At 60.9% G+C, this 26,376-nt stretch carries 26 protein-coding genes and 1 tRNA gene; 15 read left to right on the top strand and 12 right to left on the bottom strand.

Features of this window, described 5'->3' with window-relative positions:
* Positions 1-87 precede the first annotated feature (87 nt).
* Together E2F50_RS13605 and E2F50_RS13600 are read left to right on the top strand one after the other, a co-directional pair.
* Positions 88-783 carry an orotate phosphoribosyltransferase gene (locus tag E2F50_RS13605; protein ID WP_133316705.1) on the top strand — a complete coding sequence of 232 codons (696 nt, stop codon included), beginning with the start codon at positions 88-90 and terminating at the stop codon, positions 781-783.
* Between the two features lie 60 nt (positions 784-843).
* Entirely contained in the window at positions 844-1,770 is a 927-nt protein-coding gene (locus E2F50_RS13600) for a carbohydrate kinase family protein (RefSeq protein ID WP_133316704.1), read from the top strand.
* A 72-nt stretch (positions 1,771-1,842) separates the two neighbouring features.
* On the opposite strand, the gene pgi is transcribed toward E2F50_RS13600, so the two are convergent.
* From pgi to E2F50_RS13585, 3 genes are all read right to left on the bottom strand, one after another.
* On the bottom strand, positions 1,843-3,468 hold the full coding sequence (gene pgi / locus E2F50_RS13595) for a glucose-6-phosphate isomerase (RefSeq protein WP_133316703.1): 1,626 nt from the start codon (positions 3,466-3,468) through the stop codon (positions 1,843-1,845).
* Positions 3,469-3,550: 82 nt separating this feature from the next.
* Entirely contained in the window at positions 3,551-4,738 is a 1,188-nt protein-coding gene (locus tag E2F50_RS13590; RefSeq protein WP_133317108.1) for an alpha/beta hydrolase, read from the bottom strand.
* A 196-nt stretch (positions 4,739-4,934) separates the two neighbouring features.
* The gene (locus E2F50_RS13585) at positions 4,935-6,632 is read right to left on the bottom strand and encodes a long-chain fatty acid--CoA ligase (protein ID WP_133316702.1); all 1,698 of its coding nucleotides are present in this window, start codon (positions 6,630-6,632) and stop codon (positions 4,935-4,937) included.
* Between the two features lie 237 nt (positions 6,633-6,869).
* On the opposite strand from E2F50_RS13585, the gene E2F50_RS13580 reads away from it, so the two are divergent.
* A complete protein-coding gene (locus tag E2F50_RS13580) occupies positions 6,870-7,262 on the top strand; it encodes a PRC-barrel domain-containing protein (RefSeq protein WP_133316701.1) in 393 nt (130 codons plus the stop codon).
* 105 nt (positions 7,263-7,367) lie between these two features.
* Positions 7,368-8,480 (top strand): hypothetical protein, encoded by a 1,113-nt coding sequence (locus tag E2F50_RS13575; protein WP_133316700.1) that lies wholly within the window; start codon positions 7,368-7,370, stop codon positions 8,478-8,480.
* On the opposite strand, the gene nadE is transcribed toward E2F50_RS13575, so the two are convergent.
* The 3 genes from nadE to E2F50_RS13560 are packed head-to-tail and all read right to left on the bottom strand — an operon-like array spanning position 8,477 to position 11,293.
* On the bottom strand, positions 8,477-9,475 hold the full coding sequence (gene nadE / locus E2F50_RS13570; RefSeq protein WP_133316699.1) for an NAD(+) synthase: 999 nt from the start codon (positions 9,473-9,475) through the stop codon (positions 8,477-8,479). The genes E2F50_RS13575 and nadE overlap by 4 nt on opposite strands.
* Positions 9,472-11,028, bottom strand: coding sequence for a class I adenylate-forming enzyme family protein (locus E2F50_RS13565; RefSeq protein WP_133316698.1), 1,557 nt, complete (start codon positions 11,026-11,028; stop codon positions 9,472-9,474). Before E2F50_RS13565 ends, nadE begins: the two co-directional genes overlap by 4 nt.
* 10 nt (positions 11,029-11,038) lie before the next feature.
* Positions 11,039-11,293: an acyl carrier protein gene (locus E2F50_RS13560; protein WP_133316697.1), complete on the bottom strand. Its 255-nt coding sequence runs from the start codon at positions 11,291-11,293 to the stop codon at positions 11,039-11,041.
* Positions 11,294-11,463: 170 nt separating this feature from the next.
* On the opposite strand from E2F50_RS13560, the gene E2F50_RS23225 reads away from it, so the two are divergent.
* Together E2F50_RS23225 and xth are read left to right on the top strand one after the other, a co-directional pair.
* A complete protein-coding gene (locus E2F50_RS23225) occupies positions 11,464-11,640 on the top strand; it encodes a hypothetical protein (protein WP_133316696.1) in 177 nt (58 codons plus the stop codon).
* 13 nt (positions 11,641-11,653) lie between these two features.
* Complete coding sequence (gene xth, locus E2F50_RS13550) at positions 11,654-12,430, top strand: exodeoxyribonuclease III (RefSeq protein WP_133316695.1); 777 nt, start codon at positions 11,654-11,656, stop codon at positions 12,428-12,430.
* Between the two features lie 12 nt (positions 12,431-12,442).
* Here the strand turns inward: xth and E2F50_RS13545 are convergent, their stop codons facing one another.
* Entirely contained in the window at positions 12,443-13,396 is a 954-nt protein-coding gene (locus E2F50_RS13545; protein WP_133316694.1) for a D-2-hydroxyacid dehydrogenase, read from the bottom strand.
* 110 nt (positions 13,397-13,506) lie between these two features.
* Between E2F50_RS13545 and E2F50_RS13540 the strand changes: the two genes are divergently transcribed.
* On the top strand, positions 13,507-14,622 hold the full coding sequence (locus E2F50_RS13540; RefSeq protein WP_202615458.1) for an NAD(P)/FAD-dependent oxidoreductase: 1,116 nt from the start codon (positions 13,507-13,509) through the stop codon (positions 14,620-14,622).
* A 42-nt stretch (positions 14,623-14,664) separates the two neighbouring features.
* Here the strand turns inward: E2F50_RS13540 and E2F50_RS13535 are convergent.
* Both E2F50_RS13535 and E2F50_RS13530 read right to left on the bottom strand, forming a co-directional pair.
* Positions 14,665-14,740 (bottom strand) — tRNA-Thr (locus E2F50_RS13535).
* A gap of 139 nt (positions 14,741-14,879) precedes the next feature.
* On the bottom strand, positions 14,880-15,836 hold the full coding sequence (locus tag E2F50_RS13530; RefSeq protein ID WP_202615457.1) for an NAD(P)H-dependent flavin oxidoreductase: 957 nt from the start codon (positions 15,834-15,836) through the stop codon (positions 14,880-14,882).
* Positions 15,837-16,081: 245 nt separating this feature from the next.
* Here E2F50_RS13530 and E2F50_RS13525 point away from each other — a divergent pair, with 245 nt between their 5' ends.
* A complete protein-coding gene (locus tag E2F50_RS13525; RefSeq protein ID WP_133316693.1) occupies positions 16,082-17,248 on the top strand; it encodes a hypothetical protein in 1,167 nt (388 codons plus the stop codon).
* Positions 17,249-17,281: 33 nt separating this feature from the next.
* On the opposite strand, the gene ppk2 is transcribed toward E2F50_RS13525, so the two are convergent.
* A complete protein-coding gene (gene ppk2 / locus E2F50_RS13520; protein WP_133316692.1) occupies positions 17,282-18,163 on the bottom strand; it encodes a polyphosphate kinase 2 in 882 nt (293 codons plus the stop codon).
* Positions 18,164-18,364: 201 nt separating this feature from the next.
* On the opposite strand from ppk2, the gene phoR reads away from it, so the two are divergent.
* The 7 genes from phoR (at position 18,365) to phoB (ending at position 25,136) form a co-directional block, all read left to right on the top strand.
* Positions 18,365-19,597 carry a phosphate regulon sensor histidine kinase PhoR gene (gene phoR, locus E2F50_RS13515; protein WP_202615456.1) on the top strand — a complete coding sequence of 411 codons (1,233 nt, stop codon included), beginning with the start codon at positions 18,365-18,367 and terminating at the stop codon, positions 19,595-19,597.
* Between the two features lie 315 nt (positions 19,598-19,912).
* Positions 19,913-20,968 carry a phosphate ABC transporter substrate-binding protein PstS gene (gene pstS / locus E2F50_RS13510; RefSeq protein WP_133316691.1) on the top strand — a complete coding sequence of 352 codons (1,056 nt, stop codon included), beginning with the start codon at positions 19,913-19,915 and terminating at the stop codon, positions 20,966-20,968.
* 68 nt (positions 20,969-21,036) lie between these two features.
* Complete coding sequence (pstC, locus tag E2F50_RS13505; protein WP_133316690.1) at positions 21,037-22,017, top strand: phosphate ABC transporter permease subunit PstC; 981 nt, start codon at positions 21,037-21,039, stop codon at positions 22,015-22,017.
* A 2-nt stretch (positions 22,018-22,019) separates the two neighbouring features.
* A complete protein-coding gene (gene pstA / locus E2F50_RS13500; protein ID WP_133316689.1) occupies positions 22,020-22,856 on the top strand; it encodes a phosphate ABC transporter permease PstA in 837 nt (278 codons plus the stop codon).
* Complete coding sequence (pstB, locus tag E2F50_RS13495; RefSeq protein ID WP_133316688.1) at positions 22,857-23,660, top strand: phosphate ABC transporter ATP-binding protein PstB; 804 nt, start codon at positions 22,857-22,859, stop codon at positions 23,658-23,660.
* Between the two features lie 53 nt (positions 23,661-23,713).
* The gene (phoU, locus tag E2F50_RS13490) at positions 23,714-24,424 is read left to right on the top strand and encodes a phosphate signaling complex protein PhoU (RefSeq protein ID WP_133316687.1); all 711 of its coding nucleotides are present in this window, start codon (positions 23,714-23,716) and stop codon (positions 24,422-24,424) included.
* A gap of 28 nt (positions 24,425-24,452) precedes the next feature.
* Complete coding sequence (phoB, locus tag E2F50_RS13485; RefSeq protein WP_133316686.1) at positions 24,453-25,136, top strand: phosphate regulon transcriptional regulator PhoB; 684 nt, start codon at positions 24,453-24,455, stop codon at positions 25,134-25,136.
* On the opposite strand, the gene E2F50_RS13480 is transcribed toward phoB, so the two are convergent.
* The gene (locus tag E2F50_RS13480) at positions 25,118-25,576 is read right to left on the bottom strand and encodes a PACE efflux transporter (protein WP_133316685.1); all 459 of its coding nucleotides are present in this window, start codon (positions 25,574-25,576) and stop codon (positions 25,118-25,120) included. The genes phoB and E2F50_RS13480 overlap by 19 nt on opposite strands.
* A 179-nt stretch (positions 25,577-25,755) precedes the next feature.
* Positions 25,756-26,298: a GcrA family cell cycle regulator gene (locus E2F50_RS13475; RefSeq protein ID WP_133316684.1), complete on the bottom strand. Its 543-nt coding sequence runs from the start codon at positions 26,296-26,298 to the stop codon at positions 25,756-25,758.
* Positions 26,299-26,376 lie beyond the last annotated feature (78 nt).

Raw genomic sequence — 26,376 nt, 5'->3', positions numbered from 1 at the left:
AGTGCATGAACTTCCGCTGGTCCTGCTGGCGCGGAGGCGCGCTTGCTGATATGGCGCGCGTTGTTTTTTGACATAAGGAGCGGGCGCATGATGACCACGACATTTCCGGAACGCAGCGTGATGGCCGAGCTGATGGCGAACATGCTGTGGGAGATCGGGGCGGTTCATTTCAGCGCCGACAAGCCATACAAGCTGTCTTCCGGCATGATGAGCCCCCTCTATATTGATTGCCGCAAGCTGCTTTCCTATCCGCGTGTCCGCTCGGCCATCATGGATTTCGCCGTCTCGACGCTGTTGCGCGGTGCCGGCTTCGAGAAATTCGACTGTATCGCCGGCGGCGAAACGGCGGGTATTCCGTTTGCAGCTCTATTGGCCGACCGGCTTGCCCTGCCGATGATCTATGTCCGCAAGGCGCCCAAGGGCCACGGGCGCAATGCCCAGATCGAGGGTCACATGCCGGAGGGGGCGCGCGTCCTCGTCATTGAAGATCTAACGACTGCCGGCGGCTCGATGTTTAAGTTCATCGATGCCATCCGCGCGGCCGGTGGTGTCGTCGATCACGGTATCGCACTCTTCTTCTACAGCATTTTCCCCGAAGCCGAGCAGCGCTTTACCAATGGCCGGGTGCAGCTGCATCACATCGCCACCTGGCGCAACGTGCTGGCGGTGGCGCGCGACCAGAAGCGCTTCGACGAAACAACGTTAAGCGAAGTGGAGTCCTTCCTCGATGCGCCGCTCGCATGGTCCGGGCGCAATGGCGGCGTCAGTGAGCTTTCGCTCTAGCCTTTTGACAAAAGCTCGCTTAATCGGTTGATGATATCGACTGCCGTTGGGAGGACGTCCATGATTTTGTGTTGCGGTGAAGCTCTGATCGACATGCTGCCGCGTGAGACGACCTTAGGGGAAAAGGGATTTTCGCCCTATGCCGGCGGTGCGATCTTCAATACGGCGATTGCGCTTGGGCGGCTGGGAGTGGAGACCGGCTTTTTCACCGGTCTTGCCGACGACATGATGGGCGACGTGCTGCGGGATACGCTGCGTGACAGCAATGTCGACTTCAGCTACTGCGCCACCGCCTCGCGCCCCTCCACAATTGCCTTCGTAAAGCTCGTTGACGGCCATGCCACCTATGCCTTCTATGACGAAGGCACGGCCGGCCGGATGATCACCGAGGCTGATTTGCCGGCGCTGGGGGAGGATTGCGAGGCGCTACATTTCGGCGCGATCAGCCTCATCCCGGAGCCCTGCGGGTCGACCTACGAAGCACTGATGAGCCGCGAGCAGGAAAAGCGGGTGATTTCGCTGGATCCGAATATCCGGCCGGGCTTCATCAAGGACAAGGCTTCGCACCTGGCGCGCATACGCCGGATGGCCGCCATGTCGGATATCGTCAAGTTCTCCGACGAGGATCTCACCTGGTTCGGCATGGACGGTGACGAGGAGACGCTCGCCCGTCATTGGCTGCATCATGGGGCCAAGCTGGTCGTCGTCACCCGCGGTGCCGAAGGCGCGGCCGGCTATACGGCTGATCATAAGGTGGAAGTGCCAAGCGAGAAGGTCACGGTGGTCGACACGGTCGGCGCCGGCGATACGTTTGATGCCGGCGTGCTGGCATCGCTGAAGATGCAGAACTTGCTGGCCAAGTCGCAGGTCGCGAGCTTGACGGAAGACCAGATCGCCCAGGCGCTGGCGCTTGGCGCCAAAGCCGCGGCGGTCACCGTATTGCGCGCCGGCGCCAATCCGCCCTTTGCCCACGAAATCGGTCTCTGATCCAGCGATTGTTCAGCCCGATATAAAAAACCCTCCGGAACCCACGGTTCGGAGGGCTTTGCTTGTTCAGGCTTAGGACTTCAATGCCGCCAGTGTCGTAACCAGTCCTTGAGTCGAGCTGTCGTGCCCCTCGGCACTTTCCTTGCCCTCGACCACCGGCAGCAGGCCCGTCGCCAGTTCCTTCCCGAGTTCGACGCCCCACTGGTCGAAGGAGTTGATGCGGAACAATACGCCTTCCACGAAGACGCGGTGCTCGTAAAGGGCGATCAGCCGGCCCAGCGCAAATGGGGTCAGCTTGTCGTAAACAAAGGTGATCGACGGACGGTTGCCGGTGAAGACGCGGTGCGGCGCGATGAAGTCCGCCCTGTCGTCGGCCATTCCCTTTGACGTCAGCTGCGCCTTGGCTTCTTCGAAGCTGCGTCCCTTCATCAAGGCTTCCGACTGGGCAAGGCAATTGGCGATCAGCAGGTCGTGCTGGTGGCGCAGATGTGGCTCGAAACCATTGGCGGCGATCATGAACTCAGCCGGAATGATGCTCGTGCCCTGGTGGATCAACTGGTAGAAGGCGTGCTGGCCGTTGGTGCCCGGCTCGCCCCACACGACCGGGCCGGAATTCCCCTCGACAGGCTTGCCGTCGATGGTCACGCCCTTGCCGTTGGATTCCATGTCGAGCTGCTGCAGGTAGGCTGGGAAGCGCAGTAGCCGCTGGTCATAGGGAAGGATGGCCCGCGTTGAATAATCCAGCACGTTGCGGTGATAAAAGCCGAGCAGCCCGAGCAGCATGGGCAGGTTCTGGCGGGTCGGTGCAGTGCGGAAGTGGCTGTCCATGGCATGCGCTCCGTCGAGGAACTTGCCGAAGTTCTCGGCCCCGACGGCGATCATCAGCGGCAGGCCGATGGCGGACCAGATGGAATAGCGTCCGCCGACCCAGTCCCAGAAGCCGAATACCCGGTCACTGTCGATGCCGAAGGCGGCAACCTTGTCGAGTGCCGTGGATACGGCTGCGAAGTGATGGCCGACTGCTCCTTCACCCAGTCTCTCGGCGATGAAGGCGCGGGCTGAGGCCGCGTTGGTCATGGTCTCGATCGTCGTGAAGGTCTTGGAGGCGACGATGAACAGGGTCGTTTCGGCGTTCAGCAGCTTCAGCGTATCGGCGATATGGGCACCGTCAACATTGGAAACGAAATGGGCACGCGGCCCATCATGATAAGGCGCCAGCGCCAGCGTCACCATGACCGGACCAAGATCGGAACCGCCGATGCCGATATTGACGAAATCGGTAATCGGCTTGCCGGTTGCGCCCTTCAGCTCTCCGGAGCGGATGCCTTCTGCAAACTTGCCCATGGCTTCGAGCACGGCATTGACGTCCGGCATGACATCCTTGCCATCCACCATGACAGGGCTGTTGGAACGGTTGCGCAAGGCCGTATGAAGCACGGCGCGGCCTTCGGTGAAGTTGATGGAAACGCCCGAGAACATTTCCTCCCGCTTGGCGGCGACGCCGCCGGCTTCGGCGAGATTTTCGAGCAGGGCAAGGATCTCGTCGTTCACCGCCGTCTTGGAATAGTCCATCGTGAGGTCGTCGAAACGAGCGCTGAACTTCTGGAAGCGGCCGGTATCGGCGGCGAAGGCTGCGCGAATGTCGGTCGCCTTGGTCTTCTCGACGGTGGATTTCAGCTGTTGAACGATGGCCTGCATGGGGGTTCCTCGCGCTCGGGACATGATGCACGGGAACCTATTCGCTTTCCCGATCAAATCAAGCTTGGCGTCGACGGCATATTTATTGTCCGGCGGCTGTGGTGACCGTGTTGCCGACGGCCGTGCCGAAACGCTGCACCTGGCCGCCGTAATTGCGCCGGGTCGCGGGATCGAACACCGCGATCGGCGTGCTGACGGCAACGGTTGCGGCGCCGCCGACCGTTTGCGCCGCGCCAAGCGCCACGGCGCCGATCCGGTCCCCGAGCCCGACATCGGAGTCGCTGACCGTCTGCCCGGCAATCAGACGGTTGCCGATCAGCTTGACCACTTCCGGGCTCTCGGCAAATTTTCCGTGGTTGAGACGGTCGCCGGTCTTCAGCGCGGTCAGGTCAAGAACGACAATACCGGCTTTTTCAAATTCGCTGCGATAGGGCTCGACGGTTGGGTCGACCTGACCCAGTCGATCCACGTTGCCGGATATCCGCCTGGACAGGTTGAGCGCCCGGTCGTCGCGCGACACGAACAGCGTGAAATGCGGGTGCCGAGGTCCGAGCGATGCAAACTGCCGGCCGAAGACATCCACATCCATGTCGGGGGAGGCAAGGATGACGTTCTGGATCTTCGGAGCGACGCGCCCGTCGCGGATAGCCATTTGTCGGAGCGCTTCAACTGTCAGCCATGAGCCCATGGAATGTGCCATGAGTGTGACCTCGCCGACGGCCGGATCCTTGGCCAGCCGCTGCAGCATGTCTTCCAGCGCGTCGCGGGAATAATTGGTACTTTCGCGATCGTAATTATAGGCAAAGATGCTTCCACGCGACGGCCAGGTAAACAGAACCGGGGCCACATCGCCGCCCGCGTCGTGAACGATCTGCGCAAAGCGGTAGACGGCATCTTCATAGCGGTTGTTGAAACCATGGACGAAGACGAGGACGCGCCGGCTTTTCGGCAGGTTCTGCTTCAGCCAGCCATGAGCCGCCGGCGGTGACAGAGGCGTCACGGAAAGCGTGGCGAATTCCTTGGCCGGATCGGCAGGCAGCTTTGCCGGCCACTGTACCTGTCCTGCTTTGCGCATCGTGTCGGGAGGAATGGAAACGGAAATCTCCGTGACATGCGTGCCTTTGTCGCGTTCACCCGAGAACAGGATGCCGGGCGTTCCAGACGGTCGGCGTGTGGTTGCCACCAGCACATCCACCTTGGAGGCTCCGCTGACTGTTTGCGCCTGGGGAACGAGGACGCCTTCCGGGCGTCCCGCACAGGCAGTCCCCATCCCGCATAAAGCAAGAACGGCGATGAGACGAAAAAAGGATAAGGCAGGCCTCGTCACGCGAACTCCAACATGCCGTCAGCGGCTAGGTTGGTTTCATGGCTAGTTCAGTAGCCAGGGCGCGTCTATCTCGAAACGCCGGATTGCACGCGACGGCCGGTGCTTCGCAACCCGGCTGTCGCGCGGATGCAACGATGGCTCACTTGCGCAACTCGCGCCGCAGGATCTTGCCAACATTGGACTTCGGCAGCTGATCGCGGAATTCAATGAAGCGCGGCCGCTTGTAATTGGTGAGATTGGCGGCGCAATGCGACTTCAGTTCGGCCTCGGTCAGGTCGGGGTCCTTCTTGACGACGAACAGCTTGACGGCCTCGCCGGAATGCTCGTCCGGTATGCCGATGGCGGCGCATTCCAGAACGCCCGGATGCATGGCCGCCACTTCTTCCACCTCGTTCGGATAAACGTTGAAGCCCGAAACGAGGATCATGTCCTTCTTGCGATCGACGATCTTGATATAGCCGCGGGCGTCCATGTAGCCCATGTCGCCGGTCCGGAAGAATCCGTCGTCGGTCATCACCTTGGCTGTTTCGTCCGGCCGGTTCCAATAGCCGACCATGACCTGCGGGCCGCGGATGCAGATCTCGCCGACATTGCCATTGTCCACTTCGTGGCCATCATCTTCGCGGATCGAGACTTCGGTGGACGAGATCGGCAGGCCGATCATGCCCGAAAATTCCTTGCTGTTGCATCGGTTGGCCGTTGCGACAGGCGATGTTTCCGAAAGGCCGTAGCCTTCCGTGATCGGGCACCCGGTCATGGCGAGCCATCGCTCCGCTACGGGCCGCTGCACCGACATGCCGCCGCCGAACACCAGCTTCAGCGAGGAGAAGTCGAGCTTCTGGAACTCGGCATTGTTCATCAGGGCGTTGAACAGGGTGTTCAGTCCCGGAAAGATGTGGATCGAGTACTTCTGGAGATCTTTGACGAGCGCCGGGATGTCACGGGGATTGGCGATGAGGATATTATGGCTGCCGGTCGCAACGCCCATCAGCGAGTTCACCGTCAGCGCAAAGATGTGATAGAGCGGCAAGGCGCAGAGGAACTGCAACTGCTCCGGCCTCTGCTTTTCAAGAAAGGCGGAATCGAGCCAAACGCTCATCTGTTCCTTGTTGGCGAGCAGATTGGCATGGCTCAGCGTTGCGCCCTTGGAAATTCCCGTCGTGCCACCAGTATACTGCAGAAAGGCGATATCCTGAGGTTGGACATCGGTGGGCTTGAGGCTCAAGCGTTCGCCTTCGGCGACGACCTGGCGGTAGCTTTTGGCTGTCGGCAGCGACCAGGCAGGCACGAGCTTCTTCACCCTGCGAACGACCAGATTGACGATGTGCCCCTTCAGGCCGAGCATATCGCCCATGGTGCCGACCACGATGTGCCGAATGTCCGTTTCGGACAGGGCTTGTTCCACGGTATGGGCGAAGTTCTCCAGGACGAAGATCGCCTTTGCGCCGGAGTCCTTCAACTGGTGCTGCAGCTCGCGCGGGGTATAAAGCGGGTTGACGTTGACCACGATCATGCCGGCCCGCAGGATCCCGTAGACGATGACTGGGTTCTGGAGAACATTCGGAAGCATGACGGCTACCCGGTCGCCCCTTTCGAGCCCCTGCGCCTGCAGCCAGGCTCCGATCTTGCCACTTTCCACCCCCAACTGCGCGAAGGAAAGGGATTTGCCCATGCTGGAAAAGGCAGGCCGGTCCGCATAGCGGGCGCAACTCGCCTCGAACAGCTCCCCGAGAGAACGGTGTTTCAGCGGCGCAATCTCTTCAGGAACGGTAGGCGGGTAGGAGGCAAGCCAAATCTTGTTCGAACGCGCTCCGGCGCGCGCTGTCATTTCTGTCATCAAAACCTCCTCCTTCAGCCGTTTTTTTGTCCGCAGCCGCCCTTGCGGGCCCAAGTCCTCCACTTGCTGCGGAAAAGAATATGCATGCCGTTGCCGCTTCAAGCCAGCGACATTTATGCCTACAGCTAGCTAACTTTGACGTAAACGTCAAATCGCCGGAGCCGTCTAGAGCGGAACCTCCCTGCACCGGTCTGCGTTTTACCACCGTGACAATGCACAACAACAAGGAGGTGCGTCATGTTACACCAGGAACCAAGAGCCGGTCAGGACCCTTACGTCAAAGACACCCCCTCGCTGATTTCCAGCGACAAGGTGGAAGGCACGGCAGTCTATGGCGCCGACGGCAAGCGGATCGGCTCCATCGCGCGCATTCTGCTGGAAAAGCGCGGCGGTCGAGTGGCCTATGCTGTGCTCAGCTTCGGCGGCTTTCTCGGTATCGGTGACGACTACTACCCGCTCCCTTGGGAAAAGCTGCGCTATGACGAGCAGCTCGATGGTTATCGCATCGATCTGACCAAGGACCAAATTGTCGGCGCACCGCGCTATGACGACCTGAACGACGAGAGCTGGTACCGGGCGAACAATCGGACAGTCTACGACTATTATGGCGTCCCGCCTTACTGGATGTAAGGTCATCATCAAGATGATTTTCGAAGGCTCCGCCCGCAGCGGAGCCTCTTTTCGTTTATTTTAATGCTCCTCGTGCAAGGTCTTGGTCTTCGAACGGGGTAGAACATGGCGGGCAAGTCGCAGGCGGGCATGGTCCGCGATCTGGAAGTGGGCGACCTGCAAATGGTCGCGTCGTTGTTTGCAAAGACCTTCCGCAGGTCCAAGCCGCCGACCGCTTCCTTGACCGATTATCTGCAGGAAGTGTTTCTCAACCATCCTTGGAGCGATCCGGACATATGCTCCAAGGTGTTCGTCGAAGCCAGCGGTCAGGTCACAGGCTTTGTCGGTGTCTTTCCGTCGCGACTGGAACTGGATGCGCGGCCGGTGAGGGCTGCATTTGCCGGATCGCTGATGGTCGACGACCCGAAGGGAAATCCGCTGGCGGGTGCGCGGCTTCTGCGGGCCTTCATGGCCGGCCCTCAGGACATTTCGATCACCGAGACGGCCAATCACACGGCGCTCGGCATGTGGCAGAAGGCGGGGTATCCGCTCGATCCGGGCTATAGCATGGGGTGGCTGCGGGTGCTGCGGCCGTTTTCCGCCGCAGCCGATACCGGCGGCCGGATCGTGCCGCCCGCCGGTATCCTGCGGCCTGTCGGGCGCATTCTCGATCGCGGTGCGGCCTTGGCCAGACTGATGCCCTTTCGCCCCGCCGAAAGGACGGCGTCGAAAGTGAGCTTCAGCGACGCAACGCCGGAACAGTTCGCTACAGCGATGATGACGCTATCTCGTCATTTTCCCCTGAGGCCCCGCTGGGATGAGCGCACGTTGTTGTGGTTCCTCGCCCAGGCACAGGAGAAACGGGATCTCGGCTATCCGGAATGGCGGGTCGGATACGGCCCGAAGGGTCAGCTTCTTGGCGCCTATGTCTATTTCTCGTCGCCTGGAAACATAGGCTGGCTGCTGCAGGCCGTCTGCGCGCCGGGCAGCGAAGGCGAGCTTGTCGACGATCTTTTCGCGCACGCTTATGAGATGGGCTATTCCGGTGTCCGCGGCAGCTCTCACCCCTGGCTGATTCCCGCTCTGATGAGCCGCAGGACCATGCTCTACGGCCGTTCTTTCTTCATTGCCGATGCGCGCGACAAGAGCCTTCTGGAGCCGATCAAGGCGGGTAGGGCGCTTGTCAGCGGGCTTGCCGGCGAGACCTGGACGCGCCTGATCGGCGACCGCTTCGACTAGCGCAGCATCGTCGCCGGCTCGGCGTGAAGATATTCGGCGACCTTGCGCTTCGATGCGATATTGCGCCAGACGGCATCCACCTCGTCAGGCGTCAGACCGGCTGCTTCACCCACGCCCTCGCGCGGAATGCCGTTGTCGAGCCCGTAGAGGCAGAGATCCATCCGGTCATAGGGCAGTGAGAAGTAATACTCGTCCTGTCCCTGCGGCAGCGACCAGGTATCGGTCGTCGGCGGCCGCCGGCGTATTTCTTCAGGGACGCCTAAGACTTCCGCCAGCTGATAAACCTGGCTCTTGTAGAGATGCGCAATCGGCTTGAAGTCGGCGGCACCATCGCCGTTCTTGACGAAGAAGCCTTGGTCATATTCCAGCCGGTTCGGCGTGCCGGCGACGGCCGCGTTCAGCCGGTCCGCATGGTAATATTCGATCTGCTTTCGGGTGCGCTGCTTCATGTTGGCGGCAGCGATCATGCCGAGGTAGACGTCGAGCGGCATGCGGTGCCGGCTTTGCTCGCCGTCGGGATTGGCGACGACCAGCCAGGAAATATTGTAGCCGCGCCCCGTCAGCGCGTTTTCCAGCACGACCTTGCAGCCCCAGCCTTCGCCGAATTCCGGAACCACCTGGCGGATGAAGCTGTCACGCCGCGTGTAGCAGCCGGCGGCGGAAAGTGCCGGACCAATATCCTCCAGCACGGTCTCCACGCCGGTTGCGGACGCGAGCGCCTGGCCCAGCCGCAGGCTGTCCTGATCGGAATCGTGCTCGGGCATGAAGACGCCGGTGACCTTGCCCGGGCCGAGCGCCCGCGCGCAGAGCGCTGCCGTAACGCTGGAATCGATGCCGCCCGAGAGGCCCAGCACCGCCCCGCGCTTGCGCAGATTCTTCAGCACCGTTTCGCGCAACCATGCACAGATGCGTTCGATTTCCGCCTCAGCATCGAGCCTGAGGGTCTCGGCGGAGAAGCCATTCTTCGAAGATAGGCTGTTGAGGCTCTGGCTCATGCGACATTACCCTTCATGATTGGCTCGGGCTCATCGGCTCCAAGGCGGATCTTGCCCGTCGTCGTGCGCGGCAGCCTGTCGCGGAATTCGACGCTTTTGGGCACCATGTAATCTTCCAGCATACCGGCGCAGTGGCGGATGATGTCGCGTTCGGTGAGCACCGTACCGTCTTCCAGCGCCACATAGGCGCGGATCGTCTGGCCGAAGATTGGGTCGTCGACGCCGCCGACGGCCGCCTCGCGGATGCCGGGGAGCGCGTAGAGCGCGCGTTCGACTTCCTGCGGGCTGACTTTTTCTCCGCGCGTCTTGATGATGTCGTCGCGCCGGCTGACGAAATAAAGGAAGCCGTCCTCATCGGTTCGAAATAGGTCGCCGGTGTAAAGCCGCCGGCCAGCCCCTGCTGGAGCAAGGCTCCGGACGGAAGCGAGACTGTCGCCCCAATATCCGGACATGACATGCGGTCCTTCGACGACGAGTTCACCGATCTGGCCCGGTGCCAGGGCGCGGCCCTCTTCATCGACCACGAAAGCGCGGCTGCCGGGAAACGCCTTGCCGACGGAAAGCGGCCGGCGCGAGGTTTCCTCGGGTGCCAGATAAGTCGCCCGCAGGCATTCCGTCTGGCCGTACATCAGGAATAGCCGGGCAGCCGGAAACAGATGCTGCAGTCCCTGGCTCATCGTCGGCGGCATGGCAGCCGCGGCACTGGTGATATAACAAAGATGGGGAAGCAGGCCCGGCTGCAGGTCCTTCATCCCGGTCAGAAGGCCTGCCATGGCAGGCACAAGCGGAAAGCCGGTGGCCTTTTCCTCCTGCAGTCGCTCCAGGATCTTGCGGGGAAAGGCAAAACTTTTCTCCAGCACCAGCGTGCCGCCGGCGATCGCCATCGTGACCATTTGCGTGATGCCGTAGCCGAAGGAGAGCGGCAGGACGCTGAGGACGATATCGGATGCGGTATTGCCGAGATAGGTGGTGATCGCCTCGCAGGCGGCCGTCACATTGGCATGGCTGAGCATGACGCCCTTCGGAACGCCTGTAGACCCCGAAGTGTGGATCAAAAGCGCCAGGGCATCACTGTCTTCATGGTGGTGGCCGAGAAGAACCGGCGACTGCTGCGCCACCGCCTCCTCGAAACTCAGTATGCTGCTAGGCTCGAGGGTGGCATCAGCCTGGGCAAGAATGACCAGGGGCGACGCCTTGGCGATCTGCAGCGCGGATTGAAGCATTTTCAAAAGGCGCACTTGCACGATGACGGCGGTTGCGCCGGTGCTCTGCAGGATCGAAGCAAGCTTCTCCGCCTTGATTGAAGGATGCAGCGGGCAGGCGACCAAGCCGGCTTTCCAGGCGCTGAAAAATCCGATCACCGCTTCCTGGCCATTCTCCAGGACGAGCAGGATACGATCGCCCGATGCAAGGCCTCGATGCTTGAGGGTTGCCGCCAGGTTGTCGGACAGGTCATCGATTTCGGCATAGGTCAAGCGGACATCGCCGGCGACCAAGGCCGTCTTGTCGCCGAAGCGCGTGGCGCTCTGTCTGAGCCGTGCCTCTAGGCGCATTCGCCCATCCTCAGGCCGCGGCAAGCTTGGTGGAGAGATAGCGCGACATGTTGTCGACGCTGTCGAGATTGTCGGGGACAATCTCCTCGTCGGCGACGCGGATCCCGTAGGTCTGCTCGAGAAATGCGATCAGTTCGAGCACGCCGGTGGAATCGATGACGCCGCTGTCCAGCAGCGACTGGCTGTCGCTGACATCGGCATCTGCACGAAACAGAAAGTTCTCGGCTATGAATTCACGCAATGTGGCTGCGAAGGCTTCCGGCATCTTTTCCCTCCAGAGGCAGCTTTAGCGCACTCATCGGCGCGTTCAGGAGCGGCTATCATGCCTGTCAGGCTTAAATGTTTCGCTAATGGCCGTTGAGCTCGGATGGGGGCTCCGGATTGCATCCAAATCGCCGCTCACGCGTTTTCTCCGCGTCCACGACGGAGAAGAAAATGAGCAAACGTGAACTCATCGATACGGGCACCGATAAGCGGTATGTTCGCCGCGATGCCAAGGGCCGCTTCAAGGAGTCCGACGATGTCGGCCGCTCCCTGTCTCAGGATGTCCGCAAATCTGCCAAGACCAGTGTGAAATCTGGCCAAGGTGACCGCGGCGACCGGAAGCACTGACGGCACCATACCCGTGAAGATCGCGACCTTCAATATAAACGGCGTCAATGGTCGCTTGGAAGCACTTCTCGAATGGCTCGAGGAAGCGGAGCCGGATGTCGTATGCCTGCAGGAGCTGAAGGCACCGCAGAACAAGTTTCCGGCGGCTGCGCTGGAGAAGGCGGGCTATGGTGCCATCTGGCAGGGCCAGAAGAGCTGGAACGGCGTCGCGATGTTGGCCCGCAATGCCGATCCGGTCGAGACGCGGCGCGGCCTTCCGGGCGATCCGGACGACCTGCACAGCCGGTATCTGGAGGCGGCGGTCAACGGCGTGTTGATCGCCTGCCTTTATGCACCGAACGGCAATCCGGCTCCCGGCCCGAAATTTGAGTACAAACTCGCCTGGTATGAGCGCTTTCTGGCACATGCCGAAGATCTGCTGGCAACGGGCGCGCCCGTCGTTCTGGCCGGCGATTACAACATTATGCCGACGGATCTGGATGTGTATTCGCCCGAGCGCTGGCGCGATGATGCCCTGTTTCGCCCGGAAGTACGGAAGGTCTTCGCGCGGCTCATGGCGCAGGGCTGGACCGACGCGTTGCGAAAGCTCCATCCTGAAGAGCGAATCTACACCTTCTGGGACTATTTCCGCAACGCCTGGGGCCGCAATGCAGGCTTGCGGCTCGACCATCTGCTTCTCAGCCCGAACCTGGTGGGTAGACTGCAAGGCGGCGGCATCGACCGCGACGTACGGGGCCGCGACCATGCGAGCGATCATGCGCCAACCTGGATCGAGCTTTCGGATACGTGAGACAATGCGCGGTCAGAGCACGTTGGAAGGGATGCCCTTCTGGAAATTCTCCACATGATCGATCACCTGCGCCCAAAGCGATTGCATGGCTTCGTAGCTCGCCCATGCCACATGCGGGGTGACGATGACATTGGGACGGTCGAGAACGGTCAGCAGAGGGTTATCGGGCGCGGGCGGTTCCTTGGTCAGCACGTCGAAACCCGCACCGGCAATCAGGCCCTCGTCCAGTGCCTGAACAAGATCAGCCTCGTTGACAAGGCCGCCGCGCGCCGTGTTGATGATCAGCGGCCGCCGTTTCATCTGCCGGAATTCCTCCATGCCGATGAGGTTGCGGGTTTCCGGCGTGAGCGGCATGTGGAAGCTGATGATGTCGGATGTCTCCAGCACCTCGTCAAAGGAGTGATAGCCTAGCCCCGCTTGGCCTGCACCCTTTCGAGCGGCGAAGATCACTTTCATGCCCAGGGCCTCGGCGATCCTGGCAACCGATTGTCCAAGCGTGCCACGGCCGAACAGGCCAAGCGTCGAGCCCACAAGGTCGCGGACGGGATGGTTGAAGAAGCAGAACTGGTTGGCGCGCTGCCATTCCCCGGCGATCACATCCTGACGAAAGCCGATCACGGAACGACGTAGCGCGAAGATCAGCGCGAATGTGTGTTCCGGCACGGTGTTGACCGCGTAGCCCCGCACATTTGAGACGGTGATGCCGCGTGCCTTGGCGGCGGCCAGATCGACGATATCGTAGCCGGTGGCGGCAACCGCAACCATTCGCAGCGTGGGCGCTCCTTCCATGGCTTGTTCCCGGACGGGCGCCTTGTTGGTGATGACGATATCAGCATCCGAAATGCGAGCAGCGACATCCTCCGGTGCCGTCTTGCCATATTCCACCCATTCATGCGGAAAGCCGGGACGGCTGATCGTGACCGCCGGGCCGATCGTGTCGCGATCCAGAAAAACCACCTTCAGCATGATCGAACTTTCTGCATGATTGACTTACTGCCGTCAGGCCGCGTGACTGGCGGCGATGATGTCCCATATATCATTCCGGCGGCTGACCAGAACACAAAAAGGGAGGGGCAATGATTGAGGTGCTGGCGCTGGATTGCGTGGTCATCGGCGGCGGCGTCATCGGCCTTGCCGTGGCGCGCGAGCTTGCCTTGTCCGGCCGCGACGTGGTGCTCCTGGAGGCAGAGGCCATCACCGGCAGCGTCACCTCCTCGCGCAATAGCGAGGTCATCCATGCGGGCCTTTATTATCCGTCCGGCAGCCTGAAGGCGCAATTGTGCGTCGAGGGCAAGCGCAGGCTCTACGACTATTGCCGCGAGCGCCACATATCGCACCGCCAGTGCGGCAAGCTGGTCGTCGCCTCCAGTCAAGCGGAGGTTACCTATCTCGAAACCCTGCTGAAACAGGCGCATGCCAACGGCGTCGATGACTGCATGCTGATCGATCGGTCGGAGCTGCAACGCCTGGAGCCGGAAATCGCGGGTTTCGCTGCGCTGCTTTCCCCTTCGACCGGGATCATCGACAGCCACCGGCTGATGCAGGCATATGTAACGGATATCGAAGCGTCTGGCGGCACGGTTGTCGTCGGCTCGCCGGTCCGTGGCGGGTCGCTTATGGACAATGCGGTGCGGCTTTCTGTCGGCGGCCGTGATCCTGTCGAGATCGAAGCGAAACTCGTTGTCAATGCGGCAGGGCTGGACGCCTGGACTGTCTCGGAAAGCGTGCAAGGCCTCGATCCCGCCACCATTCCGGGTCGCTATTATGCCAGGGGCTGCTACTTTTCGCTTGCAGCACGATCGCCGGCGAGCCGGCTCATCTATCCGGTGCCTGAACCGGGCGGACTTGGCGTGCATCTGACGCTGGATCTCGGCGGTCAGGCCCGTTTCGGTCCTGACGTGGAATGGATCGACGAGGTCGGCTACGACGTCGATCCTCACCGCGCCGACCGGTTTTACGGCGCAATTCGCCGATACTGGCCGGGACTTCCCGACCATGCGCTGCAGCCGGCCTATGCGGGCGTACGTCCGAAAATTGTCGGCCCGTTGCAGGGTGGCGGCGGGGACTTCATGATCCAGGGGCCGCAAGCAACCGGCCATCCGGCCTATGTGGCACTCTACGGCATTGAATCGCCCGGGTTGACCGCATCCATGGCCATTGCCAGGCGAGTGGCTGAACTCGTGTCTCAGTAGACAATGATGGTGCGACCGCCGAGTTCAAATGATTGGAGGAAGTGGTGCCGCTTGCAGGACTCGAACCTGCGACCCCATCATTACGAATGATGTGCTCTACCACCTGAGCTAAAGCGGCACGGGCAGCGAAGGATTGGCCTCGGCTGCAAGTGATGCGGCTGATACAGCCAATGAGGCGCGATTTCAAGCCGGTTTTTCCGCGCCTGGCAATTTCCTCGGTGCTGTCTCACCGAAGAGTCCGGTGCCAGCGCAGGTGTTCAGAGCGACAGGCGCCGGCGCGCCGCCAGATACTCCGTTTCCAGCCTGTCCACCAGTTCGGCAACGGAAACCACGGATTTGACGGCACCGACGCCCTGGCCCGCACCCCAGATCTCCTTCCAGGCCTTGGGGCCGCTGACTCCCTGGTCGAAATCCATCTTGCTCGGATCGGCTGTCGGCAGCGCATCCGGGTCGAGCCCCATGGCTTTGATGGAGCCCTTCAGGTAATTGCCGTGAATGCCAGTGAAATAGTTTGAATAAACGACGTCTGCGGCCGCCGAGTCGACGATCATCTGCTTGTAGCCTTCGACCGCCCGCGCCTCACGCGTGGCGATGAAGGGGGAGCCGATATAGGCCATGTCGGCGCCCATGGCCTGGGCCGCCAGTATGCCGCCGCCCGTCGCGATTGCACCGGCCAGCAGAAGAGGGCCGTCGAACCATTCGCGAATTTCCTGCACCAGGGCGAAGGGCGATAGCGTTCCCGCATGGCCGCCGGCGCCGGCAGCGACGGCAATGAGGCCATCCGCGCCCTTGCGGATTGCGGAGCTCGCATGCCGGTTGTTGATCACATCGTGCAGCACAATGCCGCCATAGGAATGCACGGCAGCGTTCACCTCCGGCACGGCGCCCAGCGACGATATCACGACCGGCACCTTGTATTTGACGCACATCATCAGGTCGTGCTCGAGGCGCTTGTTCGACGTGTGGACGATCTGATTGACGGCGAATGGAGCGGCCGGTCTTTCCGGATGGGCGGCATTGTGAGCCGCGAGATCTTCCGTGATCATCGCCAGCCATTCGTCAAGCTGACTTTCGGGACGGGCGTTGAGCGCCGGAAAGGCACCGATCACCCCCGCCTTGCATTGCGCAAGCGTCAGCTCTGGATGGGAAATGATGAACAGTGGCGAGGCCACAACAGGCAGTCGCGCGCTATCTTTCAGGATGGCTGGCAGCATGATTTCCTCCTGTCTTACGTTTACGCAAACGTAAGAAGATCTAGCAGAACCCGTTGCTGACGGGAAGCTGGCCTTTGGTTTTTGTCCGACGGCCTGGTTGGATGTGGTCCTGCTACTTTCGGACTTATTTTTGCAGCTATTGTCCGGGAGGAACGGTGGAAACCTTGCTTGCAGTTCCCTGGAGGAGAGGTTACCGAAAGGTAAATCCACATGGGTTCGAGTAAGCGTAACCGGAAGGACCGGCAGTGAGCGGTTTGGAAACGGCCATCAGAAATGCCCTGGATCGTTCGGATCGGGCGGATGGGCAAACGAGGGCAAAAATTTATCAGTCTGCCCGCCAAGCGCTGGAAGCCGGTCTTCGCCGGCAAGGGGTGACCGACACGCTGATCATCATGCAGCAGCAGAAGCGGCTCGAGGAGAAGATCCGCGAGATCGAGGCCGAGGAGATCGACAAGCTGGCCGCCCCCTCCGCCGAACAAGACCGCCCTGCCGATCTTGTCGAAGTGGAGCCGGAGCCTGTTCATTCGCCAAGACAGGCAGATATGCACGATGAAATTCTGCTTGAAGGGGAAACGCGACGGCTCGATGGACATGCTGACGTCGAGCCTGACACCAGGATTGCGCCGGTCTCGGTCGAGGCTCCGCAGGCCATGGTCGATGCGCCTTTGCCGCAGCCGGAACTGGGCGTGCAAGCGTCTTCGCCCAAAGGCAGGCGTCGCAGGGCAAGATCAGGCAAGCCGGACATGGCTGCCGGGCCGGGCGCCAAGCCGCGCAGACGGCGGGGCTTCCTGTCACGCCTGGCGACTTGGATGATAACGCTCGCCGTTGTCGGTATTGCCTGCTGGTGGTTCTACCAGTCGGGCATGGTGCAATCGGTCCTTCAGGAAGCCATTCAGGCGGCCGATCGTGCTGCGCAGGGAAGCGGTCGCAGCAATGCCGCCTTCGATCCGCGCGGCGGCTTTTCGGACGAATGGACGGAAATCTTCAAGCCTGCGGATGTCGCGGCACTCCAGCTCGGCAGCCAGGCCAAGGCAGAGGCTGTCGACGGGTCGGAAGGACGGGCGGTACGGCTCGTTTCGGCAGCACCGGGAGAGGATGGTGACATCGTCATCCAGGTTCCGGCAGAAGTGCTTCGCGAAATGGCGGCCAAGAGCTCGACCATTGCGCTGACCGTCCAGTCGGGGATGAACCAGGCAGCGCAGATGTCGGTGCGTTGCGACTTCGGCAGTCTTGGCAATTGCTCGCGCCACCGGTTCACGGCGACGCAGGAAAGGCTGGAGGCGCTGTTCAAGGTGACCTTCGAACGCACTATTGCCCCCAACAGCCCCGGCCGCCTGGTCATCAATGCGGGCATCGACGGCCCGGACAAGCCGGTTCTGCTGTATTCCGTCCGCATCTTGCCGGGCCGCTGAACGGGCCGGGCCGGAGCAGTGTTTGGGCTCCGGTTATTTCACGGAGGTCTTGCCGAAGCCTAGGATCTTGTTGTCGATCTCGCCGATTGCGTCGGCATCCTTGCCTTCATAATCCAGTGACAGCAGGATTTGGCGCATGATGTTGAGATGCGCCCGCCGCTTGTCGTTGGCGAGCACCACCGTCCAGGGAGCCCGGTCGCTATGCGTCTCCTCCAGCATGCGGTCGCGCTTTTCCGTGTAATCCTCCCATTTGTTGAGAGCCGCGATATCCATGGGAGAAAGCTTCCACATTTTCAGGGGATCGTGGCGCCGGTCGTGGAAGCGCTTCAGCTGCATTTCCTGGCCGATATCGAGCCAGAACTTGAAGAAATAGATGCCCTCGTCGACGATCATCTCTTCGAAGTGCGGCACGGCCCGCATGAAGTTCCTGTACTGATCCTCGGTGCAGAAGCCCATGACCGGCTCCACCACGGCGCGATTGTACCAGGAGCGGTCGAAAAGAACGATTTCGCCGGCACTCGGGAAATGCTTCACATACCGCTGGAAATACCATTGGGTAGCCTCGATTTCAGTCGGCTTGCTTAGTGCGACGATGCGGGCTGAACGCGGATTGAGATAGGCACGCAGCGAGGAAATGGTGCCACCTTTGCCGGCTGCGTCGCGGCCCTCGAAAAGAGCCATCAGCCGCTTGCCGCTGTTTTGCAGCCAGAACTGCACCTTGACGAGCTCGATCTGCAGCCGCTCGAGATGCTTTTCGTATTTCTCCTTGTCCATCTTGTGGTCATAGGGATAACCGCCGGAGGCCAGCGCATGGTCCTCCACCCAGCCCGGCAGGTCGGGGTTGTCGATGTCGAATTTGCGGTGCTTGCCACCGATCTCCAATCCCACCACCGGGTTTGCGCCGCTCTGCGTCATAAGATCGTTCCTTGTCTCTTGCGTCACGTTCTGCTGTGCTCTCTCTGGTCGATGCCGGCTGGATGGGGAGAACCGCCGGCGCCTGCATCTTTTCTTCCGAAGCGATGCATATCTGTCATGCAGGAGTTATATGAGCGCGTGTTCAGGGGAAGAGGCCGAGAAAAGAAATTGACAAAGGTCCTGACGAATCTGCGGAAATTTATGGCGGCACTTGCTCTTAGCATGCGCCGCGAACGGCCTCTCTTGCTGCTTTTGTCGTTACTGGCGCTTATCGCCATTGTTGCCGGCCTCGATTGGCCGGGCGTGCTGGTCGGCTGGCTGCTTCTGGTTTTCGTGGCGATCGCCCGCCGGCCGGCCGAACCTGCGGCCGACACGACGCCGCAGCTTGAGGTCGACCAACCTCTTTTCGATCCGCTTCCCTTCATCGGCGCGACGCTCGAAACGCTGGACATGCCCGTCTTCGTGGTAGGAGAGGATGTCACGGTTCTTTACCAGAACAATGCCGCCGAACGGTCCTTCGGTGCCTTGCCCCTGGGCTCGCATCTGTCGGCCAGGTTGCGGTCGCCGGGCATCCTGGACATGGTGCGCGAAACCATCGCCACCAATGAGCCGAACCAGATGGAGCATTCCGAGCGGCTTCCGTCCGAGCGGGTGTTCATCCTGCGCGTGGCGCCCGTTGATCTGAGCGGGGTGGTGCCGCCGTCGACGAAGCTCTATGTCCTGTCGTTCCGGGACGTGTCCGAATTGCGCCGCATCGACCGCATGCGGTCGGACTTCGTCGCCAATGCTAGTCATGAACTGCGAACCCCGCTTGCGTCTTTGCGCGGCTTCATCGAAACCATGCAGGGTCCGGCACGCTCTGATCCGGCCGCTCGGGAACGATTTCTCGGCATCATGTTCGACCAGGCGACGCGCATGAGCCGGCTGGTGGACGATCTCCTTTCGCTTTCGCGCCTCGAGCTTAAGGCGCACATTGCGCCTGACCAGTCGGTGGATCTGAAGCCGCTGATCGCACATGTGCGCGATGCTCTGGTGCCGCTTGCCGACGAACTGGGTGTCGAAATCCGCCTGCATCTGCCCGAGGGCAAGGTGGAGGTTCTCGGCGACCGCGATGAACTCGTGCAGGTATTCGAAAATCTGATCGAGAATGCCTGTAAATACGGTCAGGAAGGCGAACTGGTCGAGGTCTTCCTGAAGAACGGCACTGCCCAGCCTGTGGAAGTCAGCATCGTCGACAAGGGGCCGGGCATTCCGGCCGAACACGTTCCCAGGCTGACAGAGCGCTTCTACAGGGTCAGCGTCGCCGATAGCCGGTCCAAGAAAGGGACGGGGCTGGGCCTTGCCATAGTCAAGCACATCCTCACCCGTCACCGGGCTCGCCTGATCGTAAAATCCGAAATCGGCAAGGGCACGGAATTTACCGTCAGGTTCTGACATACAGGATGCTGGTCTGCGCAGCTGTTCAAAATAAATCCAATATTTTTCAGTCATTTAAGTTGTCATAAATCTTTTACGGAACTGACATAAAAGAGCGGGGATAGACCGGCTAAGTGTTGCTGGCGAGGGCCGGCGGGAGCGACAAGCCGGGACCGCGTCGCACCAAGAACCATCGGGGAAAGTTGTGGGGCGGGAGTCAGCTTCTACGGCGGACCCAATGGCGCAAGCTGCGTCATCGAACTGTTATCCCGCCCTGTTATGGGCGCTTTAGTCGGCGCTTCGCGTCGATTTGATCCAAAGAGGAGCACCTCAATGAGACATTTCATCCCGACAGCCTTTGCTGTCGCTACGGCTGCGGCCGCCAGCTTCATTTCTCCGGTTGCCCAGGCAGCGGATATTTCCGGCGCCGGCGCTACCTTCCCTTACCCGATCTATGCAAAGTGGGCTGACGCCTACAAGAAGGAAACCGGTAACGGCTTGAACTACCAGTCGATCGGCTCCGGCGGCGGCGTCAAGCAGATCAAGGCGAAGACCGTTACCTTCGGCGCAACCGATGCGCCTTTGAAGGGCGAAGATCTGGAAGCCTCCGGTCTTGCTCAGTTCCCGATGGTCATGGGCGGCATCGTACCGGTCGTCAACATCGAAGGCGTTGATCCGGGCGAACTGGTTCTCGACGGCAAGACGCTTGCCGACATCTTCATGGGCAAGATCACCTCTTGGGATGATGCTGCCATCAAGAAGCTGAACCCGGATTCCAAGCTGCCTTCGCAGGCAATCGCCGTCGTTCACCGTTCGGACGGGTCGGGTACCACCTACAACTTTGCTTACTACCTCGGCGAAACCAGCCCGGAGTGGAAGGAAAAGGTTGGCGTCAACTCGGCTCTCGAATGGCCGGTCGGCATCGGCGCCAAGGGTAACGAAGGCGTTGCCAACAACGTCAAGCAGGCTGCAGGCGCAATCGGTTATGTCGAATATGCCTATGCCAAGCAGAACAAGATGATCTACGCCGACATGATCAACAAGGACGGCAAGAAGGTCGAGCCGACTGCTGCATCCTTCTCGGCTGCCGCTGCCAATGCAAAGTGGGACTCGCAGCCGGGTTATGGCGTCATCCTCGCCAACCAGCCGGGTGCAGAATCCTGGCCGATGACTGCTGCCACCTGGATCCTCGTCTACAAGAAGCCGGATGACGCTGCTGCGACTGCCGAAGCTTTGAAGTTCTTCGACTGGTCCTACAAGAACGGCGCCAAGATGGCGAACGAACTCGACTACGTTCCGATGCCGGAAGCCGTCGTCAAGAGCGTCGAAGACATGTGGAAGAAGGACGTCGTAGGCAAGGACGGCAAGTCGCTGTTCGCCGCGAAGTAATCCTCTGGGAGGGGCGTCATCGGCGCCCCTCTCGTTTCCCCGGTACGAATAAGTGAGGGCATAGGAGTATGACGTTGGCAATGGCGGAACAGCGCGTTGATGCGCGGCGCGACAAGGCTGTAAAGCGTTTCGCTTTGACCGATGCGGTCTTTGCGGGTATTTCCCGAGCTGCAGCGATCCTGGTTCTGCTGATCCTGAGTGGCGTAGCGATCTCGCTCGTCGTCGGATCCTGGCAGGCCCTCTCGACCTTCGGCTTCAGCTTCCTCACCACGGAAAGCTGGAATCCGGTCACCGAGAAATTCGGCGCTCTTGCTCCGATATACGGTACCGTCGTGACCTCGGCGATCGCCATCCTGATCGCCGTTCCGATCGGCATCGGCATTGCGATCTTCCTGACGGAGCTCTGCCCGCGTCCGCTGCGCCGCCCGATCGGGATTGCAGTCGAACTGCTGGCCGGCATCCCCAGCATCATCTACGGCATCTGGGGCCTGTTTGTTTTTGCTCCCTTCGTTCAGACGACGATCCAGCCTTTCGTGATCAATCTTTTCAAGGATGTTCCGGGTCTTTCCAGCCTGTTTGCCGGCCCGCCCTACGGGATCGGCATGCTGACCTCGGCGATGATCCTCGCGATCATGGTTCTGCCTTTCGTGACCTCGATTACCAAGGATGTCTTCGACACGGTGCCTGCGGTCCTCAAGGAATCCGCCTACGGCATCGGCTGCACCACTTGGGAAGTCATCCGCCGCATTGTCATTCCTTACACCCGCGTCGGCATCATGGGCGGCATCATGCTCGGGCTTGGCCGCGCGTTGGGCGAAACCATGGCCGTCACCTTCGTGATCGGCAATGCCCACCGCATCAGCCCTTCGCTATTCGCGCCGGGCACGACGATTTCCGCTACCATTGCCAATGAATTTACCGAAGCCGACGGCGAGCTCTATACATCCTCGCTAATCGCGCTTGGCCTGATACTATTTTTCATCACGTTGATTATCCTGGCGATCGCACGTTACATGCTGATGCGGATCGGTCGGAAGGCGGGAGCTTGAAAATGTCCTCAATCTATCCTCGCCGCAAAGCAACCAACGGCATCATGATGGTTCTCTGCGTGGTCGCTGCCGCAATCGGCCTCGCCTGGCTCGCCCTGATCCTCGGCGCGCTGCTTTATAACGGCGTTGCCGGCCTGAACGTCGCAGTCTTTACCGAAATGACACCGCCTCCCGGCGAAGCGGGCGGCCTGCTCAACGCCATTGTCGGCAGCTTGGTCATCACCGTCATCGCGGTCATAATCGGCACCCCGATCGGCATCATGGCCGGCACATATATGGCTGAGTATGGCCGCTTCTCCAAGCTGACAACGGCGGTCCGCTTCATCAACGACATTCTCCTGTCGGCGCCTTCGATCATCGTCGGACTGTTCGTTTATGAACTGATCGTCCGGCCGATGGGGCACTTCTCAGCGATTGCTGGTGCCTTCGCGCTGGCGGTTCTGGTGATCCCGGTCGTGGTGCGCACCACCGAAGACATGCTCAACCTCGTTCCCAATGCGCTGCGCGAGGCGGGCACCGCCATCGGCGCTCCGCGCTGGATCGTCATCCGGTCGGTCGCCTATCGGGCAGCCCTCTCGGGCATCGTCACCGGCATCCTTCTCGCCATTGCCCGCATCTCCGGTGAAACGGCGCCGCTGCTGTTCACCGCTCTCAACAACCAGTTCTGGAGCAGCGATCTCAATGCTCCGATGGCAAGTCTTCCGGTTACCATCTTCCAGTTCGCGCTGAGCCCTTACGAGGAATGGCAGCAATTGGCTTGGACCGGCGCTCTCATAATCACCCTTACCGTGCTGGGCCTCAGCATTTTCGCCCGCAGCCTCACCGGACGCAAAGGATAGATGACCAACATGGTTTCCCTCGAAAAAACCGCGCCGCAGCAAGCCAATGACCGGGCGAAGATCGAGATAAAGAATCTCAACTTCTACTACGGTGAATCCAAGGCTCTGAAGAACATCTCGCTGCAGCTGCCGGAACGCAGCGTGACGGCTTTCATCGGCCCGTCGGGTTGTGGCAAGTCGACTCTGCTTCGCGTGCTGAACCGCATCTACGAACTCTACCCGAAGCAGCGGGCAGAAGGCGAAGTGCTGGTCGACGGCCAGAACATCCTGGATCGCAACCAGGATCTCAACCTGCTTCGCACCAAGGTGGGCATGGTCTTCCAGAAGCCGACGCCCTTCCCCATGTCGATCTATGAGAACATCTCCTTCGGCATCAAGCTCTACGAGAACCTCAACAAAAGCGACATGGACGAGCGGGTCGAAGCGGCACTGCGCCGCGCCGCCCTCTGGAACGAGGTCAAGGACAAGCTCAACGCCAGCGGGCTCAGCCTGTCGGGCGGCCAGCAGCAGCGCCTTTGCATCGCCCGCACCGTTGCGGTGAAGCCGGAGATCATCCTGCTCGATGAACCGGCATCGGCGCTCGATCCGCTGTCGACAGCCAAGATCGAGGAACTGATCGACGAACTGCGCGCCGATTACACCATCGTCATCGTTACCCATAACATGCAGCAGGCGGCCCGCGTGTCCCGCCAGACCGCCTTCATGTATCTAGGCGAACTGGTGGAATTCGATGAGACTGCCAAGATCTTCACCTCCCCGCAGGAGAAGCGGACGCAGGACTATGTCACCGGCCGCTTCGGCTGATCGATTTTTGCAACTCACCAATGCCGTGACCTGTGCATCTGGAAGGAAAAACCATGGCCTCGACCCATATCCTGTCCGCTTATGACGAGGAATTGCAGTATCTGACCCGCCGCATTTCCGAAATGGGCGGGCTGGCCGAGCAGATGTGCACGGACGCGGTCCGTGCCCTCGTCAACTCGGATTCGGCACTCGCCCAGAAGGTCATCGCTGACGATGTCGGCCTCGACCAATCCGAGCGTGAGATCCAGGAAAAGGCGATCATCACCATTGCCCGCCGCCAGCCGGTCGCCGCCGACCTGCGTGAAATCGTCGGCTCGCTGCGGATCGCTGCCGACCTGGAGCGGGTCGGCGACCTTGGCAAGAATACCGCCAAGCGCGTGATCGCCGTTCAAGGCGGCGTGCCGCGCAAGCTGGCGCGTGGTCTCGAGCATCTGTCGGATCTGGCCCTGGTTCAGCTCAAGGAAGTTCTCGACGTTTACGTCAGCCGCTCGGTCGAGAAGGCGGAAGCCATCCGGCTGCGCGACGAAGAAATCGACGCCATGTACACGTCGCTGTTCCGCGAATTGCTGACCTACATGATGGAAGATCCGCGCAACATCACCACCTGCACGCATCTGCTCTTCTGCGCCAAGAACATCGAGCGTATCGGCGACCATGCGACCAATATCGCCGAAACCATCTATTACATGACGACGGGTGCCCAGCCGGAAGGCGAGCGCCCGAAGGATGACACGTCGAACACGCTCGGCGCTGCCAACAGCTGAACTGGACTGGTGACGGAGCAGAGCGAGAATGCAGCCGAAAATAGCAGTCGTGGAAGACGAGGAAGCACTAAGCGTGCTTCTTCGCTATAACCTCGAAGCCGAAGGTTATGAGGTGGAAACGATCCTGCGTGGCGACGAGGCGGAGATCCGCCTGCAGGAACGCACGCCGGACCTCCTCATCCTCGACTGGATGCTGCCCGGCGTTTCCGGTATCGAATTGTGCCGGCGGTTGCGCGTACGCCCGGAAACCGAACGTCTGCCGATCATCATGCTGACGGCGCGCGGCGAAGAAAGCGAACGGGTGCGCGGCCTTGCGACTGGTGCCGACGATTATGTCGTCAAGCCCTTCTCGACGCCCGAGCTGATGGCCCGCGTCAAGGCCATGCTGCGGCGTGCCAAGCCGGAGGTCCTTTCGAGCGTCCTGCGTTGCGGCGATATCGAGCTCGATCGCGAGACGCATCGTGTCCATCGTAAGAGCCGCGAAGTGAGGCTGGGGCCGACCGAGTTCCGCCTCCTGGAATTCCTCATGGCGTCGCCCGGCCGTGTCTTCTCGCGCTCGCAATTGCTCGATGGCGTCTGGGGCCATGACATCTATGTGGACGAGCGGACCGTCGACGTGCATGTGGGGCGCCTGCGCAAGGCCTTGAATTTCTCCAATATGCAGGATGTCATCCGCACCGTTCGCGGTGCCGGCTATTCGATGGAAGCCTGAGCGTTTTCAGGCAATGTTTTCCCCTGCCATTCGGGCAGCGGAAACAGCCGGTCATAGATCCAGTTGAACGCAAAAGCATAGACGACGTAGAAGGCGGCGAAGGATATGTCCATCGCCAGCGCCTGGATGAGGCTTACCTCCAGATACCAGGCAATCATCGGCATCAGCACGATCAGCAAGCCCAATTCGAAAAGAAGGGCGTGAGCCACCCTGACCGCCACGCTTTTGCGGCTGCTGCCGGTCAGCCGCTGCATCAGGTGATCGAAGCCTAGATTATATAAATAGTTCCAGCCGGTTGCGAGCGTCGCACCTGCGACACCCACGATCCCGATCGCCGACCATGGTTGATCGAAGGCCAATGCGCCGAGCGGTGTGACGAGCGCGAGGCCGATGATCTCGAAGCTGATGGCGTGGCGGATACGGTCTGATGTCGAGCGCATGGAGGGACCTTTGAGCTTTGCTTCCGGGTCGTCCCGGTGTCATGCCCGTGTTGGGGGAGGTCGTCCTCGCCGGCCATAGATAGGGGACGCGGCTTCCGACTGCAAGCCTCGGCTACGACTGTGATCACCAACAAAAAAGCGGACCACAGGCCCGCTCTTCGTTTTGGATCGGTCCGCTGTTAAGCGCGCATGGCGGCGGCGCGGCGGCGGTCATGCGCCGGCTGATAAGCCAGACGCGCATGATAGGTGCAATAAGGCGAAGCGTCGGGGGATTCGCAGCCGCAGAAGTGGAAATCGTCCTTCAGCGGATCGCCGACCGGCCACTTGCAGGTGCGTTCCGTCAGGTCGGTCAAGGCGAGCTGCCGCGAAATCGGCACGACGACATTGCTCTTGGGGACGAATTGCATTTCCTGGACGGCATCGACGCCGATCTCTTCCTTCAGCGCAGTCGCGCCGACGGCAGCGTGGGTCACGGTCCGGGTGGTCGTGGCGCGGGCTGCATAATTGGGAGCGCGCGGCGCTGCGGCTGGACGCTTGCCTGCATTGCGGCTGGTCGCCACCGTGCCGCCGGCTTTCGCGCGGCCCGGAAGGTTCAACCGGTGAACCTTGCCAATCACCGCATTGCGGCTGACGCCGCCGAGTTGTGCCGCGATCTGGCTGGCGCTCAGGCCTTCCGACCATAGCCGCTTCAGCTTTTCGACGCGCTCGTCTGTCCAATTCATGCCCGTTCTCCGCCTTTGAACGTTGATGGCATGCAGAATCCTTCCACCTTTGCTGCGGATATGATTCCGCAGCAACCA

This window comes from Rhizobium deserti (assembly GCF_004358025.1).
Taxonomy (GTDB): Bacteria; Pseudomonadota; Alphaproteobacteria; order Rhizobiales; family Rhizobiaceae; genus Neorhizobium; species Neorhizobium deserti.
The sequence above is the reverse complement of the archived record's forward strand: the minus strand, read 5'-3'. Positions and strand labels throughout refer to the sequence as shown.

Bases quoted from the DNA above. Each gene is read 5' to 3' on its own strand.
- E2F50_RS13565 (WP_133316698.1), bottom strand. From the start codon at position 11,028: ATGCGCCTAGAGGCACGGCTCAGACAGAGCGCCACGCGCTTCGGCGAC.
- E2F50_RS13605 (WP_133316705.1), top strand. From the start codon at position 88: ATGATGACCACGACATTTCCGGAACGCAGCGTGATGGCCGAGCTGATG.
- phoU (WP_133316687.1), top strand. From the start codon at position 23,714: ATGGCCTCGACCCATATCCTGTCCGCTTATGACGAGGAATTGCAGTAT.
- E2F50_RS13475 (WP_133316684.1), bottom strand. From the start codon at position 26,298: ATGAATTGGACAGACGAGCGCGTCGAAAAGCTGAAGCGGCTATGGTCG.
- pstS (WP_133316691.1), top strand. From the start codon at position 19,913: ATGAGACATTTCATCCCGACAGCCTTTGCTGTCGCTACGGCTGCGGCC.
- E2F50_RS13585 (WP_133316702.1), bottom strand. From the start codon at position 6,632: ATGACAGAAATGACAGCGCGCGCCGGAGCGCGTTCGAACAAGATTTGG.
- E2F50_RS13560 (WP_133316697.1), bottom strand. From the start codon at position 11,293: ATGCCGGAAGCCTTCGCAGCCACATTGCGTGAATTCATAGCCGAGAAC.
- pstC (WP_133316690.1), top strand. From the start codon at position 21,037: ATGACGTTGGCAATGGCGGAACAGCGCGTTGATGCGCGGCGCGACAAG.
- pstA (WP_133316689.1), top strand. From the start codon at position 22,020: ATGTCCTCAATCTATCCTCGCCGCAAAGCAACCAACGGCATCATGATG.
- phoR (WP_202615456.1), top strand. From the start codon at position 18,365: ATGGCGGCACTTGCTCTTAGCATGCGCCGCGAACGGCCTCTCTTGCTG.
- E2F50_RS13600 (WP_133316704.1), top strand. From the start codon at position 844: ATGATTTTGTGTTGCGGTGAAGCTCTGATCGACATGCTGCCGCGTGAG.
- E2F50_RS13575 (WP_133316700.1), top strand. From the start codon at position 7,368: ATGGCGGGCAAGTCGCAGGCGGGCATGGTCCGCGATCTGGAAGTGGGC.
- E2F50_RS23225 (WP_133316696.1), top strand. From the start codon at position 11,464: ATGAGCAAACGTGAACTCATCGATACGGGCACCGATAAGCGGTATGTT.
- phoB (WP_133316686.1), top strand. From the start codon at position 24,453: ATGCAGCCGAAAATAGCAGTCGTGGAAGACGAGGAAGCACTAAGCGTG.
- E2F50_RS13590 (WP_133317108.1), bottom strand. From the start codon at position 4,738: ATGGGGACTGCCTGTGCGGGACGCCCGGAAGGCGTCCTCGTTCCCCAG.
- pstB (WP_133316688.1), top strand. From the start codon at position 22,857: ATGACCAACATGGTTTCCCTCGAAAAAACCGCGCCGCAGCAAGCCAAT.
- pgi (WP_133316703.1), bottom strand. From the start codon at position 3,468: ATGCAGGCCATCGTTCAACAGCTGAAATCCACCGTCGAGAAGACCAAG.
- E2F50_RS13480 (WP_133316685.1), bottom strand. From the start codon at position 25,576: ATGCGCTCGACATCAGACCGTATCCGCCACGCCATCAGCTTCGAGATC.
- E2F50_RS13540 (WP_202615458.1), top strand. From the start codon at position 13,507: ATGATTGAGGTGCTGGCGCTGGATTGCGTGGTCATCGGCGGCGGCGTC.
- nadE (WP_133316699.1), bottom strand. From the start codon at position 9,475: ATGAGCCAGAGCCTCAACAGCCTATCTTCGAAGAATGGCTTCTCCGCC.
- E2F50_RS13530 (WP_202615457.1), bottom strand. From the start codon at position 15,836: ATGCTGCCAGCCATCCTGAAAGATAGCGCGCGACTGCCTGTTGTGGCC.
- ppk2 (WP_133316692.1), bottom strand. From the start codon at position 18,163: ATGACGCAGAGCGGCGCAAACCCGGTGGTGGGATTGGAGATCGGTGGC.
- E2F50_RS13545 (WP_133316694.1), bottom strand. From the start codon at position 13,396: ATGCTGAAGGTGGTTTTTCTGGATCGCGACACGATCGGCCCGGCGGTC.
- E2F50_RS13580 (WP_133316701.1), top strand. From the start codon at position 6,870: ATGTTACACCAGGAACCAAGAGCCGGTCAGGACCCTTACGTCAAAGAC.